The organism is Chitinophaga horti (genome assembly GCF_022867795.2).
Lineage (GTDB): Bacteria > Bacteroidota > Bacteroidia > Chitinophagales > Chitinophagaceae > Chitinophaga > Chitinophaga horti.
The window spans coordinates 5,207,625-5,221,284 of record NZ_CP107006.1 but is presented as its reverse complement, the minus strand read 5'-3'; the positions used below and the strand labels follow the sequence as shown (position 1 = coordinate 5,221,284).

Annotated in this window: 15 protein-coding genes; 13 read left to right on the top strand and 2 right to left on the bottom strand. The window is 48.5% G+C overall.

The genetic code is table 11. The features are described 5' to 3' along the window. Positions 1–36: 36 nt before the first annotated feature. The 10 genes from MKQ68_RS21050 to MKQ68_RS21005 all read left to right on the top strand — a co-directional run bounded on the left by MKQ68_RS21050 (position 37) and on the right by MKQ68_RS21005 (position 8,670). On the top strand, positions 37–1,248 hold the full coding sequence (locus MKQ68_RS21050; RefSeq protein ID WP_264280821.1) for a quinol:cytochrome C oxidoreductase: 1,212 nt from the start codon (positions 37–39) through the stop codon (positions 1,246–1,248). A 67-nt stretch (positions 1,249–1,315) separates the two neighbouring features. Continuing rightward, positions 1,316–2,353, top strand: coding sequence for a cytochrome c oxidase subunit II (locus tag MKQ68_RS21045; protein WP_264280820.1), 1,038 nt, complete (start codon positions 1,316–1,318; stop codon positions 2,351–2,353). Between the two features lie 95 nt (positions 2,354–2,448). Continuing rightward, positions 2,449–4,275 (top strand): cytochrome c oxidase subunit I, encoded by a 1,827-nt coding sequence (locus tag MKQ68_RS21040; RefSeq protein WP_264280819.1) that lies wholly within the window; start codon positions 2,449–2,451, stop codon positions 4,273–4,275. 191 nt (positions 4,276–4,466) lie between these two features. Beyond that, positions 4,467–5,276: a heme o synthase gene (gene cyoE / locus MKQ68_RS21035; protein WP_264280818.1), complete on the top strand. Its 810-nt coding sequence runs from the start codon at positions 4,467–4,469 to the stop codon at positions 5,274–5,276. A gap of 14 nt (positions 5,277–5,290) precedes the next feature. Then, the gene (locus tag MKQ68_RS21030; protein WP_264280817.1) at positions 5,291–5,848 is read left to right on the top strand and encodes a cytochrome c oxidase subunit 3; all 558 of its coding nucleotides are present in this window, start codon (positions 5,291–5,293) and stop codon (positions 5,846–5,848) included. A gap of 44 nt (positions 5,849–5,892) precedes the next feature. Beyond that, complete coding sequence (locus MKQ68_RS21025) at positions 5,893–6,570, top strand: cytochrome c oxidase subunit 3 (RefSeq protein WP_264280816.1); 678 nt, start codon at positions 5,893–5,895, stop codon at positions 6,568–6,570. 69 nt (positions 6,571–6,639) lie between these two features. Continuing rightward, positions 6,640–7,059 carry a cytochrome C oxidase subunit IV family protein gene (locus MKQ68_RS21020; protein ID WP_264280815.1) on the top strand — a complete coding sequence of 140 codons (420 nt, stop codon included), beginning with the start codon at positions 6,640–6,642 and terminating at the stop codon, positions 7,057–7,059. Between the two features lie 159 nt (positions 7,060–7,218). Further along, positions 7,219–7,812, top strand: coding sequence for an SCO family protein (locus MKQ68_RS21015; protein ID WP_264280814.1), 594 nt, complete (start codon positions 7,219–7,221; stop codon positions 7,810–7,812). Between the two features lie 45 nt (positions 7,813–7,857). Next, positions 7,858–8,421, top strand: a complete 564-nt coding sequence (locus MKQ68_RS21010; RefSeq protein WP_244836004.1) for a DUF420 domain-containing protein — start codon at positions 7,858–7,860, stop codon at positions 8,419–8,421. Between the two features lie 18 nt (positions 8,422–8,439). Further along, complete coding sequence (locus MKQ68_RS21005) at positions 8,440–8,670, top strand: hypothetical protein (protein ID WP_244836002.1); 231 nt, start codon at positions 8,440–8,442, stop codon at positions 8,668–8,670. Between the two features lie 58 nt (positions 8,671–8,728). Here MKQ68_RS21005 and MKQ68_RS21000 read toward each other — a convergent pair whose 3' ends face one another. Then, positions 8,729–9,349 carry a MarR family winged helix-turn-helix transcriptional regulator gene (locus MKQ68_RS21000; RefSeq protein WP_264280813.1) on the bottom strand — a complete coding sequence of 207 codons (621 nt, stop codon included), beginning with the start codon at positions 9,347–9,349 and terminating at the stop codon, positions 8,729–8,731. Positions 9,350–9,641: 292 nt separating this feature from the next. Between MKQ68_RS21000 and MKQ68_RS20995 the strand changes: the two genes are divergently transcribed. Then, positions 9,642–10,982, top strand: a complete 1,341-nt coding sequence (locus MKQ68_RS20995; protein WP_264280812.1) for a chloride channel protein — start codon at positions 9,642–9,644, stop codon at positions 10,980–10,982. A 127-nt stretch (positions 10,983–11,109) separates the two neighbouring features. Here the strand turns inward: MKQ68_RS20995 and meaB are convergent, their stop codons facing one another. Then, positions 11,110–12,024, bottom strand: coding sequence for a methylmalonyl Co-A mutase-associated GTPase MeaB (gene meaB / locus MKQ68_RS20990; RefSeq protein WP_264280811.1), 915 nt, complete (start codon positions 12,022–12,024; stop codon positions 11,110–11,112). 89 nt (positions 12,025–12,113) lie between these two features. Between meaB and MKQ68_RS20985 the strand changes: the two genes are divergently transcribed. Beyond that, on the top strand, positions 12,114–12,989 hold the full coding sequence (locus tag MKQ68_RS20985; RefSeq protein WP_264280810.1) for a glycosyltransferase family protein: 876 nt from the start codon (positions 12,114–12,116) through the stop codon (positions 12,987–12,989). 33 nt (positions 12,990–13,022) lie between these two features. Further along, positions 13,023–13,658 (top strand): LON peptidase substrate-binding domain-containing protein, encoded by a 636-nt coding sequence (locus MKQ68_RS20980; RefSeq protein WP_264280809.1) that lies wholly within the window; start codon positions 13,023–13,025, stop codon positions 13,656–13,658. Positions 13,659–13,660: the final 2 nt, after the last annotated feature.

The window sequence follows — 13,660 nt, the reverse complement described above, 5'->3', positions numbered from 1 at the left end:
AAACTGAATTTAGAAAAGTATTTTAATATACAGGTAATGAAGGACCAATTTGTAGTACCGGCAAGATTAAAAACGACCAGCTTTGTGCTGATGGGAGTTGGCTTGCTGACTTTATTGATCGGATTGTTTACGCTCGGTGGTGAGCATGGAGACACACGCTTTTGGGCAGGCTTGCTGCAGAACAGTACATTTTTCCTGATGGTGGTACTGACCAGCACCTTCTTCATCAGCGCAACAACCCTCGCTCACGGCGGCTGGCAGATCGCTTTCCGTCGCGTACCCGAAGCTATCTCCATGGTAGTGCCGGTGCTGGGTGTAATTGCCTTTGCTATATTAATCACCTTAGTATTAGGTAAGAAAGAGCATATTTACCACTGGACCAATGCTGAACACGTACAGCATGACCCGATCCTGTTGTTCAAATCTGCCTTCCTGAACCCTACATTTTTCATCACTGCTACTGTTATCACTATCGGTTTGTGGATCGCGCTGACAATTAAACTGCGCAGGATGTCCATCGAACAGGATAGCTGGGTAATGGACGCTGAAACCGGTCGCAAACTGATCTGGAGAAATACCGTTTGGTGTGCAGGCTTTATCGTAGTATTCGCACTGACTGTTGGTTCTACTACTCCATGGTTGTGGCTGATGAGCATCGATGCACACTGGTTTTCTACCATGTACAGCTGGTATACTTTTGCGAGCACCTTCGTATCTGGTATGTCACTGATCGCACTGTTCGTGATTTACCTGAAAAAACAAGGTTACCTGTCATATGTTAGCGACGAGCACATTCATGACCTGGGTAAATTCATGTTTGCATTCAGCATTTTCTGGACTTACCTGTGGTTCTCTCAGTTCATGCTGATCTGGTATGCAAACATTCCTGAGGAAACTATTTACTTTATTCCGCGTATGCAGGGACCTTTCAGGCCGGTATTCTTTGCCAACCTGATCGTGAACTTCGTACTGCCGCTGTTGATACTGATGAAACGTGGTGCAAAACGTAACGCTACATTGGTAACCATCATGGCGATAGTTGTTATCTCCGGCCACTGGCTCGACTTCTTCCAAATGGTAGCTCCGGGTACACAGGATAACCACCTGGTATTCCCATGGTACGAATTGGGTATTGGTCTTGGTTTCGTAGGCATCGTGATTTTTGTAACGCTGCACCAGCTGACGAAAGCATCACTGACACCGAAAACTCACCCTTATTTGAGAGAGAGCATCATCCACCAGGTTTAGTCCTGCGGATTGTGAAAAGATAAAAACAACGAATAAGCATTAGATAACTTAATTATTTCAAATAACAATGTCAGGATTTTTAGCAGTTTTAGTTGTTGTCCTCATATTCGTGGTCATCTTTCAGATTGCGAAGGCAAGTGAATATGTGTCCATCTTGAAGGGGGAAAAGAAATCGCGCCAGCAGAACAACCGCATCAACGGTTTCCTGCTGATAGCTTTCCTGATACTGGGGCTGATTGGCGTTTGGTGGTGTAATGACATCCTGAAAGACAAGATCCTGGGCGAATCTGCCTCTGATCATGGTGAAGGTATTGACAGTATGATCAAGGTAACCCTGATCCTTACCGGTATCGTATTCGTTATCACGCAGATCCTGCTGTTCTGGTTCGCTTACAAGTACCAGGAGAAAGAAGGTCGTAAAGCATTTTACTTCCCGCATAACAATAAACTGGAGGTGATCTGGACAGTAATCCCGGCGATCGCGCTGACTGTACTGGTAGCATTCGGTTTGAAGCACTGGTTCCGTTTAACTTCTGAGGCGCCTAAAGACGCAGCAGTGGTAGAAATTACCGGTCAGCAGTTTAACTGGCTGTTCCGCTACCCGGGTAAAGACGGCCTGCTCGGCAGCAAATTCTACAAAAACATCAATAACGCTACCAACCCTGTGGGCCAGGACTGGACAGACGACCTGAACAAGGACGACTTCATGGCCAGCGAAATGCACATTGTTGTTGGTAAGCCTGTTAAACTGATCATTGGTGCTAAAGATGTAGTACACGACGTAGGTTTGGCTCACTTCCGCCTGAAAATGGACGCCGTTCCTGGTATTCCTACTACACTGTGGTTTACGCCTAAGTTTACTACAGCGGAAATGAAGAAGAAAACAAACAATCCTGATTTCACATACGAAATTTCCTGCGACCAGATGTGTGGTGAAGGTCACTACTCCATGAGAGGTGTGATCGTGGTGGAAACACAGGAAGAGTATGACGCCTGGGTAGCGAAGCAGGTGAGCCAATATTCACTGGCCCACACTTCCGACGCTCCTGCTGCTCCTGCGGAAAAGGCGGACAGCGCTGCAACCAAAACAGTGGCTGCCAACTAAGGTGTAAAAACGAAATCAGTAGAAAAAACTTAAAAAAGACAATTGCCAGCAACGAATATTACCGCGTTGATGGCTAATAACAAACAGAACTGAATATGAGTCACGAAGCAACTTTGCACGGTCAACATGAGGTAAGTCATCACGGAGAGGGACATGATCACCATAATGGGCATGATCATGACCACCATCATGAGCAGAGCTTCATTTCGAAGTATGTGTTCAGTATGGACCACAAAATGATTGCGAAACAGTTCCTGATTACAGGTATCATCTGGGCGATCATTGGTGCTTTATTCTCTGTACTGTTCCGTTTACAGCTCGGTTTCCCCGACGCTACCTTCCCCTGGCTGGAAAGCATTCTCGGTCACTGGGCAGAAGGCGGCCGCATTACTCCACAGGCTTATTACGCCCTGGTTACCATGCACGGTACCATCCTGGTATTCTTCGTGTTAACTGCCGGTTTGAGCGGTACCTTCTCTAACTTCCTTATTCCCCTGCAGGTAGGTGCCCGCGATATGGCTTCTCCTTTCATGAATATGCTCAGCTACTGGTTCTTCTTCCTGGCGGGTATGGTAATGCTGGCGTCGTTCTTCGTACAAACAGGCCCTGCTTCCGGTGGCTGGACGTCTTACCCTCCGCTGAGCGCATTGGGTGATGCTTCTATCGGATCTAAAATTGGTATGGACCTCTGGCTGGTGAGCATGGCATTGTTCGTAGTGTCGCAGCTGCTGGGTGGTTTGAACTACATCTCTACTATTCTGAACTTACGTACTAAAGGTATGAGCATGACGAAGATGCCACTGACTATCTGGTCATTCTTCTTCACCGCTGTACTGGGTGTATTATCTTTCCCTGTGTTACTGTCCGGCTTCATCCTGTTGCTGTTCGACCGTCACGCTGGCACAAGCTTCTACCTGAGCGAACTGTTTGTAAAAGGTAAAGTACTGCCTAACGAAGGTGGTAGCGCTATCCTTTACCAGCACTTGTTCTGGTTCCTGGGTCACCCTGAGGTGTACATCATCATCCTGCCTGCGATGGGTATGGTGTCTGAGGTACTGGCTATCAACAGCCGTAAACCGATCTTCGGTTACCTCGCGATGGTGGGTTCTATGTTCGCAATCGCGATCCTGGCCTTCCTCGTATGGGCGCACCACATGTTTGTTACCGGTCTTAACCCGTTCCTCGGTGCGTTCTTCGTACTGTTAACGTTGCTGATCGCGGTACCGTCTGCCATCAAGGTGTTTAACTGGATTACCACCATCTGGAAAGGTAATATCCGCTTCACACCAGGCTCCCTGTTCTCTATCGGTTTCGTGAGCACCTTTATCTCTGGTGGTCTGACCGGTATCTGGCTGGGTAACTCCTCTATCGACATTCACCTGCACGATACTTACTTTGTAATTGCGCACTTCCACATTGTAATGGGTGTGTCTGCATTCTTCGGTATGTTCGCCGCGATATACCATTGGTTCCCTAAAATGTATGGCCGTTATCTGAACAACACGATCGGTTTTATTCACTTCTGGGTTACTTTGGTGGGTGCTTACCTGATATTCTGGCCAATGCACTACGAAGGTATGGCGGGTATGCCGAGAAGGTATTTCGACTACTCCGGCTGGACTTCCTTCAACCAGTTTGGTGCGCTGAATGCTTTCATCAGTATCGTTGTGATCGCGGTGTTCGCTGTACAGCTGCTGTTCGTATTCAACTTCTTCTACAGCATTTTCAAAGGTCGTAAAGTAACTACTACCAACCCTTGGCAGGCTACGACCCTCGAGTGGACTACGCCTATCAATCCTGGTCACGGTAACTGGCCTGGCGAAATTCCTGAAGTATACAGGTGGCCATATGATTATAGCAAAGATGGTAAAGACTTTATCCCGCAAACCGTTCCTGTTTCGGCTGACGAGTCTGCACACTGATAATATTTACCGGTTCCCGGAGCCATTGATCTTCCGGGTGTGTTAAGAAAGTGAGGTCGTCGTTGCAAGACGGCGGCCTATGGAAAGCAACATCAATGGTTCAAGAAAATTCCATAAAATTGTCGACTTCATATGCGTTAGCAAGCAGGGTGAGGGATTACTTCCAGCTGATGAAGTTTACCCTTACGTTTATGGTAGTTTTTTCCAGTGTAGTCGGCTACTTGCTGGTACCTGGCGTTGAGTTTGATTTATTAAAAGTTCTTTTGTTATTTATAGGTGGCGTTTTGGTATCCGGTGGCGCTAGCGCCATTAACCAGATATTGGAAAGAGACAGTGATAAACTGATGGCCCGCACCGCTCCCCGTCCTCTGCCGGCAGGCAGAATATCGGTGAGCGAAGCAGTAGCGGTAGCTACCATTACTGGTGGTCTGGGGCTGTTTATCATGGCTTACTATTTCAACTGGTTAAGCTTCGGTGTAAGCCTTGCCTCGCTTGTATTGTACGGTTTCGTGTACACTCCCTGGAAAAAATGGAACTCATTAGCGGTGCTGGTGGGTGCGGTTCCAGGTGCGTTACCGCCGTTGATCGGCTGGGCGGCAGGAGCCAACGAACTGAGTGAAGGCGGCTGGGCCCTGTTTGCGATCCAGTTCCTGTGGCAGTTCCCACACTTCTGGGCCATTGCCTGGATAGCGCATACAGATTATGCCAAAGCTGGTTTTAAACTGTTGCCATCCGACAAAGGTCCGAGCAAATGGACCGCTTTACAGTCTGCCATGTACGCATTGCTGCTGATCCCCGCGGGACTGGCGCCGTTCGTACTGGAGCTTACGGGCTGGGTATCTGCGATTATCGTGTTACTCGCCGGGGCATTCTACCTGTATAAAGCGATTGTGCTGTACCGAAAATGTGATGTGCCATCTGCCCGCAAACTGATGTTCAGTTCTTATTTCTACCTGACGATCGTAATGCTGGCGTTATTGGCTGATAAAGTAAAAATGTGAGGATAATGGCGACAATGACTGCACAGAAAAATAAAATACATCCGCATAAGTTTTCCCTTTGGATAGCCATGGGAAGTATCACGATGATGTTCATCGGTTTTACGAGTGCTTATGTGGTGAAAAGGTCACAGGCGAACTGGCAGGCATTTGAGCTGCCGAGCATCTTCTGGATCTCTACTTTGGTGATTTTGGCCAGCAGTTTAACCATGCATTTGGCGCTGCGGCAGTTCCGCCTGAGGAACATGAGGAGCTATAAGCAACTCATCACCCTGACGGCGATATTAGGAGTTCTTTTCACAGTTTCCCAGGTATTCGGATTTGCCGATATGATGCAGCGAAATCTGCCCCTTATTAACGGTCCGGTTTCTGCAGGCTTCATTTATGTAATCGTAGCGGTGCACATTTTACACGTACTCGGTGGCGTAGTAGCCCTGTTGATCATGTTCTTCCGTGCCTTCCGTACCCGCATCCGCAGTTATAGTGCGGTACCGGTGGAAGTAGCTGCTGCTTACTGGCATTTCGTGGACATTCTTTGGATATACCTGCTGGTATTCCTAAGCCTGGCCAGATAAATTGATTTGATTTAAAAGCGTTTAAAATTCTACAAAAAATACAGATGGATACAACAGTTACAGCGAAGAAAAAATGGTGGGCAGGAGGTTATTCTCCCTTCAATGTGAGCTACGGCAAGTTGATGATGTGGTACTTCCTGTTATCAGACGCCTTTACCTTCGGCGCATTACTGATATCGTATGGTACGGTTCGTTTCAGCAGCCTTTCATGGCCTGACCCGAATGACGTATTCCATTCCTTCCCGTTCATGGGCGACGCTAACCTGCCGCTCGTATTCGTGAGCTTGATGACCTTCATCCTGATCATGAGTTCTGTTACCATGGTACTGGCCGTACACGCTGGTCACCACAGAGACAGGAAAGCGGTAATCAAATGGCTCATCTGGACTATCATCGGTGGTGCTGCGTTCCTGGGTTGCCAGGCATGGGAATGGACGCACTTGTACCACAGCGGTGCATGGTGGGGACTGAATCCTTTCGCTAATGCTGACGGAACTGTTGCTACTAACTCTAACTTCACCGACTTCTTCTTTACCATCACCGGCTTCCACGGCCTGCACGTAACTTCCGGTGTGATCCTGAATATCGTGATCCTGCTGAACGTACTGAACGGTACTTACGAGAAGCGTGGTCACTACGAAATGGTGGAAAAAGTTGGTCTGTACTGGCACTTTGTAGACCTGGTTTGGGTATTCGTATTCACCTGCTTCTACCTGCTGTAAGAACGCAGTGAGCGAAACGCGGAATTTGATTAAATTAATTTAGAAAAGAGCTTTTAGAAATATTAGATCATGGCACACGTAGATACAACCACAGAACAGGCATCCTCCTCAACTTCTTCGATCTGGAGAACGTTTTGGATACTGCTGGGTATTACGGTTTTTGAAATTATACTGGCATTCGCTCACCTGGAGTGGAACTTTATGCCTAAAATGGCGCTGAATGGTGTTTTCGTCATCCTGACCGTAGTAAAAGCGTTTTACATCGTAGCCGAGTTTATGCACCTTGGCCACGAGATCAAAAACCTGATCCTAAGCGTACTGGTGCCACTGGTATTCTTCGTTTGGTTCATCATTGCCTTCCTCGCGGACGGTGATTCCTGGAAGAACATGCGTAAAGATCTGTCTCCCGGTAGAGAACGTAAAATCGAAATGGCGCCGAAAGACGCCCATGGCGGTCACGGTGCAAAACCTGCGGGCAACCACCACTAAGCAAATATTATTACTGTAATTCTAAACTATTCAGTCATTTCACGAAGGGCATTATTAGGAGTTGGGCTGGCGATCCTTGTTCCGCTGGCAGGGTACTTGATAGTTGATCATTACAGCCAAAATATAGTATCCATACCTCGGTATTACATACCTGAGCGTGTGGATACTGTTTTTAAGGACGGTAAGACGACTTACGATACGGTATTTCATCAGGTACGGGATTTTGAATTGACCAACCAGTTTGGTCAGAAGGTAAAACTGAGCGATGTGAAGAGCAGGTTTGTCGTGATCGACTTCTTCTTTACAAGTTGCCCGACCATCTGTCCAAAACTTACTACCAACTTAAAGATGTTGCAGGAGGCGTTCGAAAAGAACGACACGCTCATACAGATATTTTCCATCACGGTAGATCCCGAGCGGGACACAGTGAATGCGATTAAACAATACGCCAACAAGTTCGAGATCAACCCGGACAACTGGTGGATACTCACCGGCGATAAGAAGGAAATTTACGACCTCGCCCGCCATGAGCTGTTTGTAAGCGTTACCCAGGGTAATGGCGGTCCCGATGACTTTGTGCATACGGAGAAGATTGTCCTGCTCGACAAGGAGCGCTTCATCCGCGGTTATTACAATGGCCTGGACACAACGGCTATCGGCAAACTGGCTGGCGATATCGCTACCATCAATATTGCCAAGGACCGTCGTAAGCCGGGCCTGTTGAAACGCCTGTTTTCCGGTCAGGATCACTAGTTACGCCCCGCTGCTTTCATCCTGCTAACGAGAAAGATATTTTTTATGCAGAATAAAAATCTGACTGTACCTATTGCTATTGTGTCGGTCGTAGTACCCTTGCTGGTGGCGATCTTATTTTACATGCCCCGCCCGAATTACAATCCGGGTTTCGACGTGCGCATATTGCCCCTGTTCCATGCCATCCTGAACTCTGCTACGGCGGTGTTGCTGGCGGCGAGCTTATACTTTGTGAAGAACGGGCAAATCCGCGCGCATAAGATCGCTAATCTTACTGCCGTGGCGTTGTCGGCCGTGTTCCTGTTGTCGTATGTTACCTACCACTTTATAGGTCCTAAAACCTATTACGGCGACACTAACCACGACCACGTGCTGGATGCAGCGGAAAAGGCGGCTACAGGTGCTATGCGTTATGTATATTACTTCGTGTTGCTCACGCACATACTGCTGTCGAGCATTATCATACCTTTCGTATTGTTTTCACTGCTGCGTGCGTTCCAGAACGATGTGGCCAAACACCGCAAAATATCGAAGATCACCTGGCCTATGTGGTTCTACGTGGCGATCACCGGCGTAGTGGTGTATTTGATGATTTCTCCTTACTATTAATCGCGTAACTTTGTAACTATGAAAAAGGTAGTTGTGATAGCGTTGGGGTTACTGCTGGCCACCGGTACGGAGCTGGCGGCGCAGTGTTCGCTGTGTACAAAAACAGCGCAGCAGTTAGGTGAGGGGCCTGCCAAAGGTTTGAATAATGGTATACTGATGCTGGCATTTATGCCGCTGGCCATTATCGCTGTACTGGGTGTTCGTTGGTACCGCAGTTACCAGCATGAGCGTAAGGGCCAGCAGGCGTAAGGTGAGTCTTAATAATGCGTCCAATTGAAAGGATGCGCCGTCCGGCGAGGCAACACGTTTATGCGTGACCTACAGCTTCAAAGTCCGGGCAATCCAGTTTAAGGTCTACAATTCTAAACATTCTTTGAACCAGTGTGCAGTAATGTCCTGTTCTGCCCTTTGTGGCATAGTAGCGACAGTTGGCACACATGCTTTGTGGTGTGATTACACCTTGTTCATTTAAGTTCCCGATCAATTTCAGCAACTGTTCCAGCAATGCATTTTGTTTGTCGGCCGGAAGGCTTAACACGGCCATTTGCATAGGATGCGCAAACTTTTCCGCTTTACGCGCCATTGATTTTCCTTCGCGGGAAAGATAAAGGCAGTGGCTGCGCGTGTCGGTTTCGCTTGCTTTGCGTTGCACAAGACCTTTTGACTCCAGCGATTTAACAGCATCGCTGATGGTGGCTTTGGTCATGTTGAAGTAGTTGGCCAGGTAGGTAACGGTTCGTTTGGATTCCGGATAATACAAGAGAAAGGTGAGCAACTGGATCTGAATGGTACTGCTTATTCCGTGATGCTTGGCCTCATTCCATAATAATACCCTGAACGCTTCCGATAAACGCTCCATGGCAGCAACGACCTTACTGGGCACACTGCCAGCCTGGTGATCCGGGTTAAAGATGGATTCTTTTACCATGATAGTAGATAGGTTACGGTTTGTTGTTGTGTCGTTTGTCTTAATAGTGATTTATGGGCCATACATGCCGCGTGCGGGTTACGGAAACGGCTAAGATAGACTGAAAAACGGCTAAAACTACGAAACTTTTTTCTTACATTTTATAACACGAAATGCATACGACCGCTTCGTAATCTGCTCCGGTCGCGTGTTTGACACTGTTAGGCCCATTTCTTATATTTACAAGAGGCTGAGTGATAAATAGTTGTTAGCCGCTTGTTTTATTTGGTTGACAGTACCGAAAACTTTTGAATTGAGATATTTTTTTTCCAGATCGCGTAATTGCGGCATCCCCTTATCCACTGGTGCGGCCGGTAAAAACACCGCAACACCCCGGCTTATTGCCGGTAAAGGATTAGAGCGTGTGTTATATATAGCAGTGTTATCACTGGTGGTGGCGCTGTGTACCAGCGCGGCTGCCTGGGCCATGCTGTGGCTTTTGCGACTGGTAACTACCATCGCTTTTGCGGGCAGATTTTCGTTTGATGTAAGTCGTCCTGACAAACATGATTTAGATGTTTGGGTAATCGCTGTACCCGTTGTGGGTGCTTTATTGGTGATGGTACTGGAGCGTTTATCGCTTGCCGTTACCCGTCATACTATTATGAGTAATCCACTGCAACAAAGCAACAGCGGGCGTTTTATGCGTGCGTTGCGACAATTGCCTGCGATGATCGCTATCGGCACCGGCTCACCGCTCGGGCCCGAAGGCCCGGCGATGGATGCTGGTAACGGATTTGGTAAATGGGTGGGTGGATTGTTTACTACTACGGCGCCGGAAACGATGGTGTTGTGTATTGCGGGCAGCACGGCTGGTGTAGCATTCATCTTTGGCGCGCCGGTAGCGGCAGCAGTACTGGCTGCAGAAATATGGATGGTAGAGTTTTCTTTGCTCAGCGGTGTATCGGTTGTATTAGCCGCATTGGCTGGCGCTACCTTCCGGCAGATGTTCTGGAGCAACACTCCATTTTTTAGTCTGCCTGCTATTGCCGAACCGGAATGGCTACACTTAGTGTTTTATACCATTGTAGGCGTCGGCACCGGCGTAGTGGCCGGGCTCATTACACGTGCGCAATCATTAGTGAGCGACCTGTTTGCCAGGCTACCTTTGAAACCTTATTGGTGGCCGGTTGTAGGCGCCACAGGCATTGGTATAATTGGTTACTTTGAGCCCGCCACATTTGGCCCGGGGTTTCACCAACTGCGTACAACGCTGAATGGTAACATTACTTTTCATTTGGTGATCGTGCTGATCGTATTTAAGTTTTTATCCTGGTTGTTTGCACAGGCAAGCGGATCTGCAGGTGGTGCGATGTTTCCGCTGATGGTGATGGGAGCCGCGCTGGGTGTAACACTTACCGCATTGCTGCAGTTGTCGTTTCGCGATGTTCACTTAAGCGTGCATATTGCGGCCATCATAGGTATGGCAGCCATGTTCGCCGGCACCTCACGTGCATGGGTAGCCGCAGTGATATTGGCATTGGAATGTACACGGGCGCCGAATGCGTTGTTGCCGTTGGCGCTGGCATGTACGGCGTCGTACTTTACTTCGTATGTGTTTTTGAAAAAACAGGGGGCACCTGTGAGCGAATGAGTAGAGCGAAGATTACGTACGAACGTTGCTTGATTTCATTCGCGATGACGGAAAAATGAAACTTCCCCGGCGTTCAATACGGTTACTGCCGCTGAAGTGAGTGACACAACGGCGGCTGAAGAAAGCACTATGGCTGGTGCAAAAAGAAATTCCTGATAAACTGGTAGAGATTGAAGTTACCATTGTTTAGTAAACCCGTAATCTCCTCCTGCAATGCCCGTTTGTTGACATTGCGCATCCTGCGGTGTTGAATGAGCTGATAGGCTTTTTCGGCCATGAGTATGGACTTGCGGACGTTGCTGCCGCGGAGTTGTGATTGATGTTTTTGTAACGCTTCAATGAGATCATGCACGCCCTGCTCTTGCGTGGCCACTGTTTTTACCACCGGTATTTCCCAGGAGTCCGTTTGACGTGTATGCGCAAGGAGGCGCAGGTTTTTCACGAACTCGTCCGCATTGGCGCGATCGGCTTTGTTCACGACGAATACATCGGCAATTTCCATGAGGCCGGCTTTCATGGTTTGTATTTCATCGCCGGCTTCTGGCACGACGACGACCACTGTACTATCAGCAATGCCGGCTATTTCCACTTCACTTTGTCCGACTCCCACGGTTTCGATAAACAGGTAGTCGAAACCAGCGGCGCAAATCACATCACTTACTTCGATCACTTTGGGGCTTAGGCCGCCAAGTGCGCCGCGGCTAGCCATGGAGCGGATAAATACATCCGGGTTATTAAAGTGTTGGCTCATGCGGATGCGGTCGCCCAATAACGCGCCAAAATTGAACGGGCTGGATGGGTCTACCGCAATGATGGCCACCTTTTTTTGCTGTGCCAGCAACTCACTGATCAATGCATTCACCAGCGTGCTTTTGCCTGCACCGGGAGGACCGGTAATGCCTACCACACGCGTGTTGGTAGCGGCAGGCAATTGCTCCAGCAGCTGCTCGTAGCCCTCCGCTTCATTCTCCACCAGGGATATGCAGCGGGCCAGCGTTTTAATATGGCCTTCGAGCAGGCCGTTGATGTATGCAGGCGACATGCAGCAAATGTAAACGCAAATTTCATAACCTAAATGCTATTTGGGATTTGGATGCCGTTTTATCATCTTTGTGGCCTTATACATGTATCATGAAAATTTCAGGGTTCACCTTTGTACGCAACGCTGTGAAGTACGATTATCCCGTGGTAGAGGCCATTACGTCCATCCTGCCGCTGTGCGATGAAGTGGTGGTAAGCGTAGGCGATTGCAACGACGGTACGCTGGAACTGATACAGTCTATCGACTCTCCTAAGGTGCGCATCTTTCATTCTGTATGGGACGATTCTTTGAAAGAAGGCGGTCGCATACTCGCCGTGGAAACGGATAAAGCGTATGCACATGTAGACCCCGCCACTACCTGGGCGATTTATATACAGGCTGATGAGGTGCTGCATGAAGAGGATTATCCTGCGATACGGGCAGCGATGGAGCGTTATCAAGATGATAAACGGGTAGAAGGGTTGTTATTTAAATACCGCCACTTTTTCGGCAGTTACGATTACGTGGGTGACAGCCGCACCTGGTACAAAAATGAGATCCGCATTATCCGTTACGATAAGGACACCCGCTCGTACCGCGACGCACAGGGCTTTCGCAAGAACGGCCAAAAGCTGCACGTAAAACGAGTAAACGCTACCGTATCTCATTACGGTTGGGTAAAAAGTCCGGATACGCAGGCCATCAAAGTAAATAACGCCCGCAGCCTGTATTACGGTAACGATACGGAAAAGTACGAGAAGCGCCGCGTGACGGGCGACTTTGATTACTCCATTACTGACTCGGTGGAGCGGTTTACGGGTACGCATCCAAAGGTGATGCACGAGCGCATCAAACGCATTAACTGGGAATTTGAGCACGACATCAGCCTGAAGCGGTTTGGCTTTAAGGATAAGCTATTATACTGGATCGAGAAAAAGACCGGGCGCCGCCTGTTCGACTACCGCAACTATAAAATATTGAGATAAGCCCCTTCCCTGCTATTTGCTACCTTTGCGAGTATGACCAATTTCATTCCCATATTTCCGCTGGCCACGGTGGTGTACCCCGGCGAGCCGCTGAACCTGCACATCTTTGAGCCCCGCTACAAAGAACTGGTGCGGGAATGTATGGCAGAAAACAAGCCCTTCGGTATTCCCACAGTAATCAATAAAAAGGTCGCTGAATATGGCACCCTAGTAGAAGTGCTGGGCCTGGAAAAGGAATACGAAAACGGTGAAATGGATATCCGCACCCGTGGCTTGCGCGTTTTCCGCGTGCTGGAAGTGGTGCGGGAAATTCCGGGAAAGCTGTATTCCGGCGCGATCGTGAATTATCCTGATAACGATAACAGGTCGAAGGCCGGCCTGTTGAAACAGGTACTACACGCCGTGCGGGAGTTACATAAGATTTTACAGGTAGATAAGGATTTTAAGAAAGAAGACGATCAGCTGTCTTCCTACGATCTGGCCCATCACGCGGGTTTGTCGCTGGACGAGGAATATGAGTTGTTGCACCTGTTCCAGGAACTGCAGCGGCTCGAGTACCTGAAAAGGCATCTTTACAAAGCTATCCCCCTCATGGCGGAAATGGAAAAGTTAAAAGACCGTGTTAAGCTGAACGGCCATTTCCGTAACTTATCCGTCGATAATTTTTAGCT

What these genes read in the sequence shown, in the direction of transcription:
- MKQ68_RS21050 (WP_264280821.1), top strand. Translation starts at nt 37, where the DNA reads ATGAAGGACCAATTTGTAGTACCGGCAAGATTAAAAACGACCAGCTTT.
- MKQ68_RS21045 (WP_264280820.1), top strand. Translation starts at nt 1,316, where the DNA reads ATGTCAGGATTTTTAGCAGTTTTAGTTGTTGTCCTCATATTCGTGGTC.
- MKQ68_RS21040 (WP_264280819.1), top strand. Translation starts at nt 2,449, where the DNA reads ATGAGTCACGAAGCAACTTTGCACGGTCAACATGAGGTAAGTCATCAC.
- cyoE (WP_264280818.1), top strand. Translation starts at nt 4,467, where the DNA reads ATGGTAGTTTTTTCCAGTGTAGTCGGCTACTTGCTGGTACCTGGCGTT.
- MKQ68_RS21030 (WP_264280817.1), top strand. Translation starts at nt 5,291, where the DNA reads ATGACTGCACAGAAAAATAAAATACATCCGCATAAGTTTTCCCTTTGG.
- MKQ68_RS21025 (WP_264280816.1), top strand. Translation starts at nt 5,893, where the DNA reads ATGGATACAACAGTTACAGCGAAGAAAAAATGGTGGGCAGGAGGTTAT.
- MKQ68_RS21020 (WP_264280815.1), top strand. Translation starts at nt 6,640, where the DNA reads ATGGCACACGTAGATACAACCACAGAACAGGCATCCTCCTCAACTTCT.
- MKQ68_RS21010 (WP_244836004.1), top strand. Translation starts at nt 7,858, where the DNA reads ATGCAGAATAAAAATCTGACTGTACCTATTGCTATTGTGTCGGTCGTA.
- MKQ68_RS21005 (WP_244836002.1), top strand. Translation starts at nt 8,440, where the DNA reads ATGAAAAAGGTAGTTGTGATAGCGTTGGGGTTACTGCTGGCCACCGGT.
- MKQ68_RS21000 (WP_264280813.1), bottom strand. Translation starts at nt 9,349, where the DNA reads ATGGTAAAAGAATCCATCTTTAACCCGGATCACCAGGCTGGCAGTGTG.
- meaB (WP_264280811.1), bottom strand. Translation starts at nt 12,024, where the DNA reads ATGTCGCCTGCATACATCAACGGCCTGCTCGAAGGCCATATTAAAACG.
- MKQ68_RS20985 (WP_264280810.1), top strand. Translation starts at nt 12,114, where the DNA reads ATGAAAATTTCAGGGTTCACCTTTGTACGCAACGCTGTGAAGTACGAT.
- MKQ68_RS20980 (WP_264280809.1), top strand. Translation starts at nt 13,023, where the DNA reads ATGACCAATTTCATTCCCATATTTCCGCTGGCCACGGTGGTGTACCCC.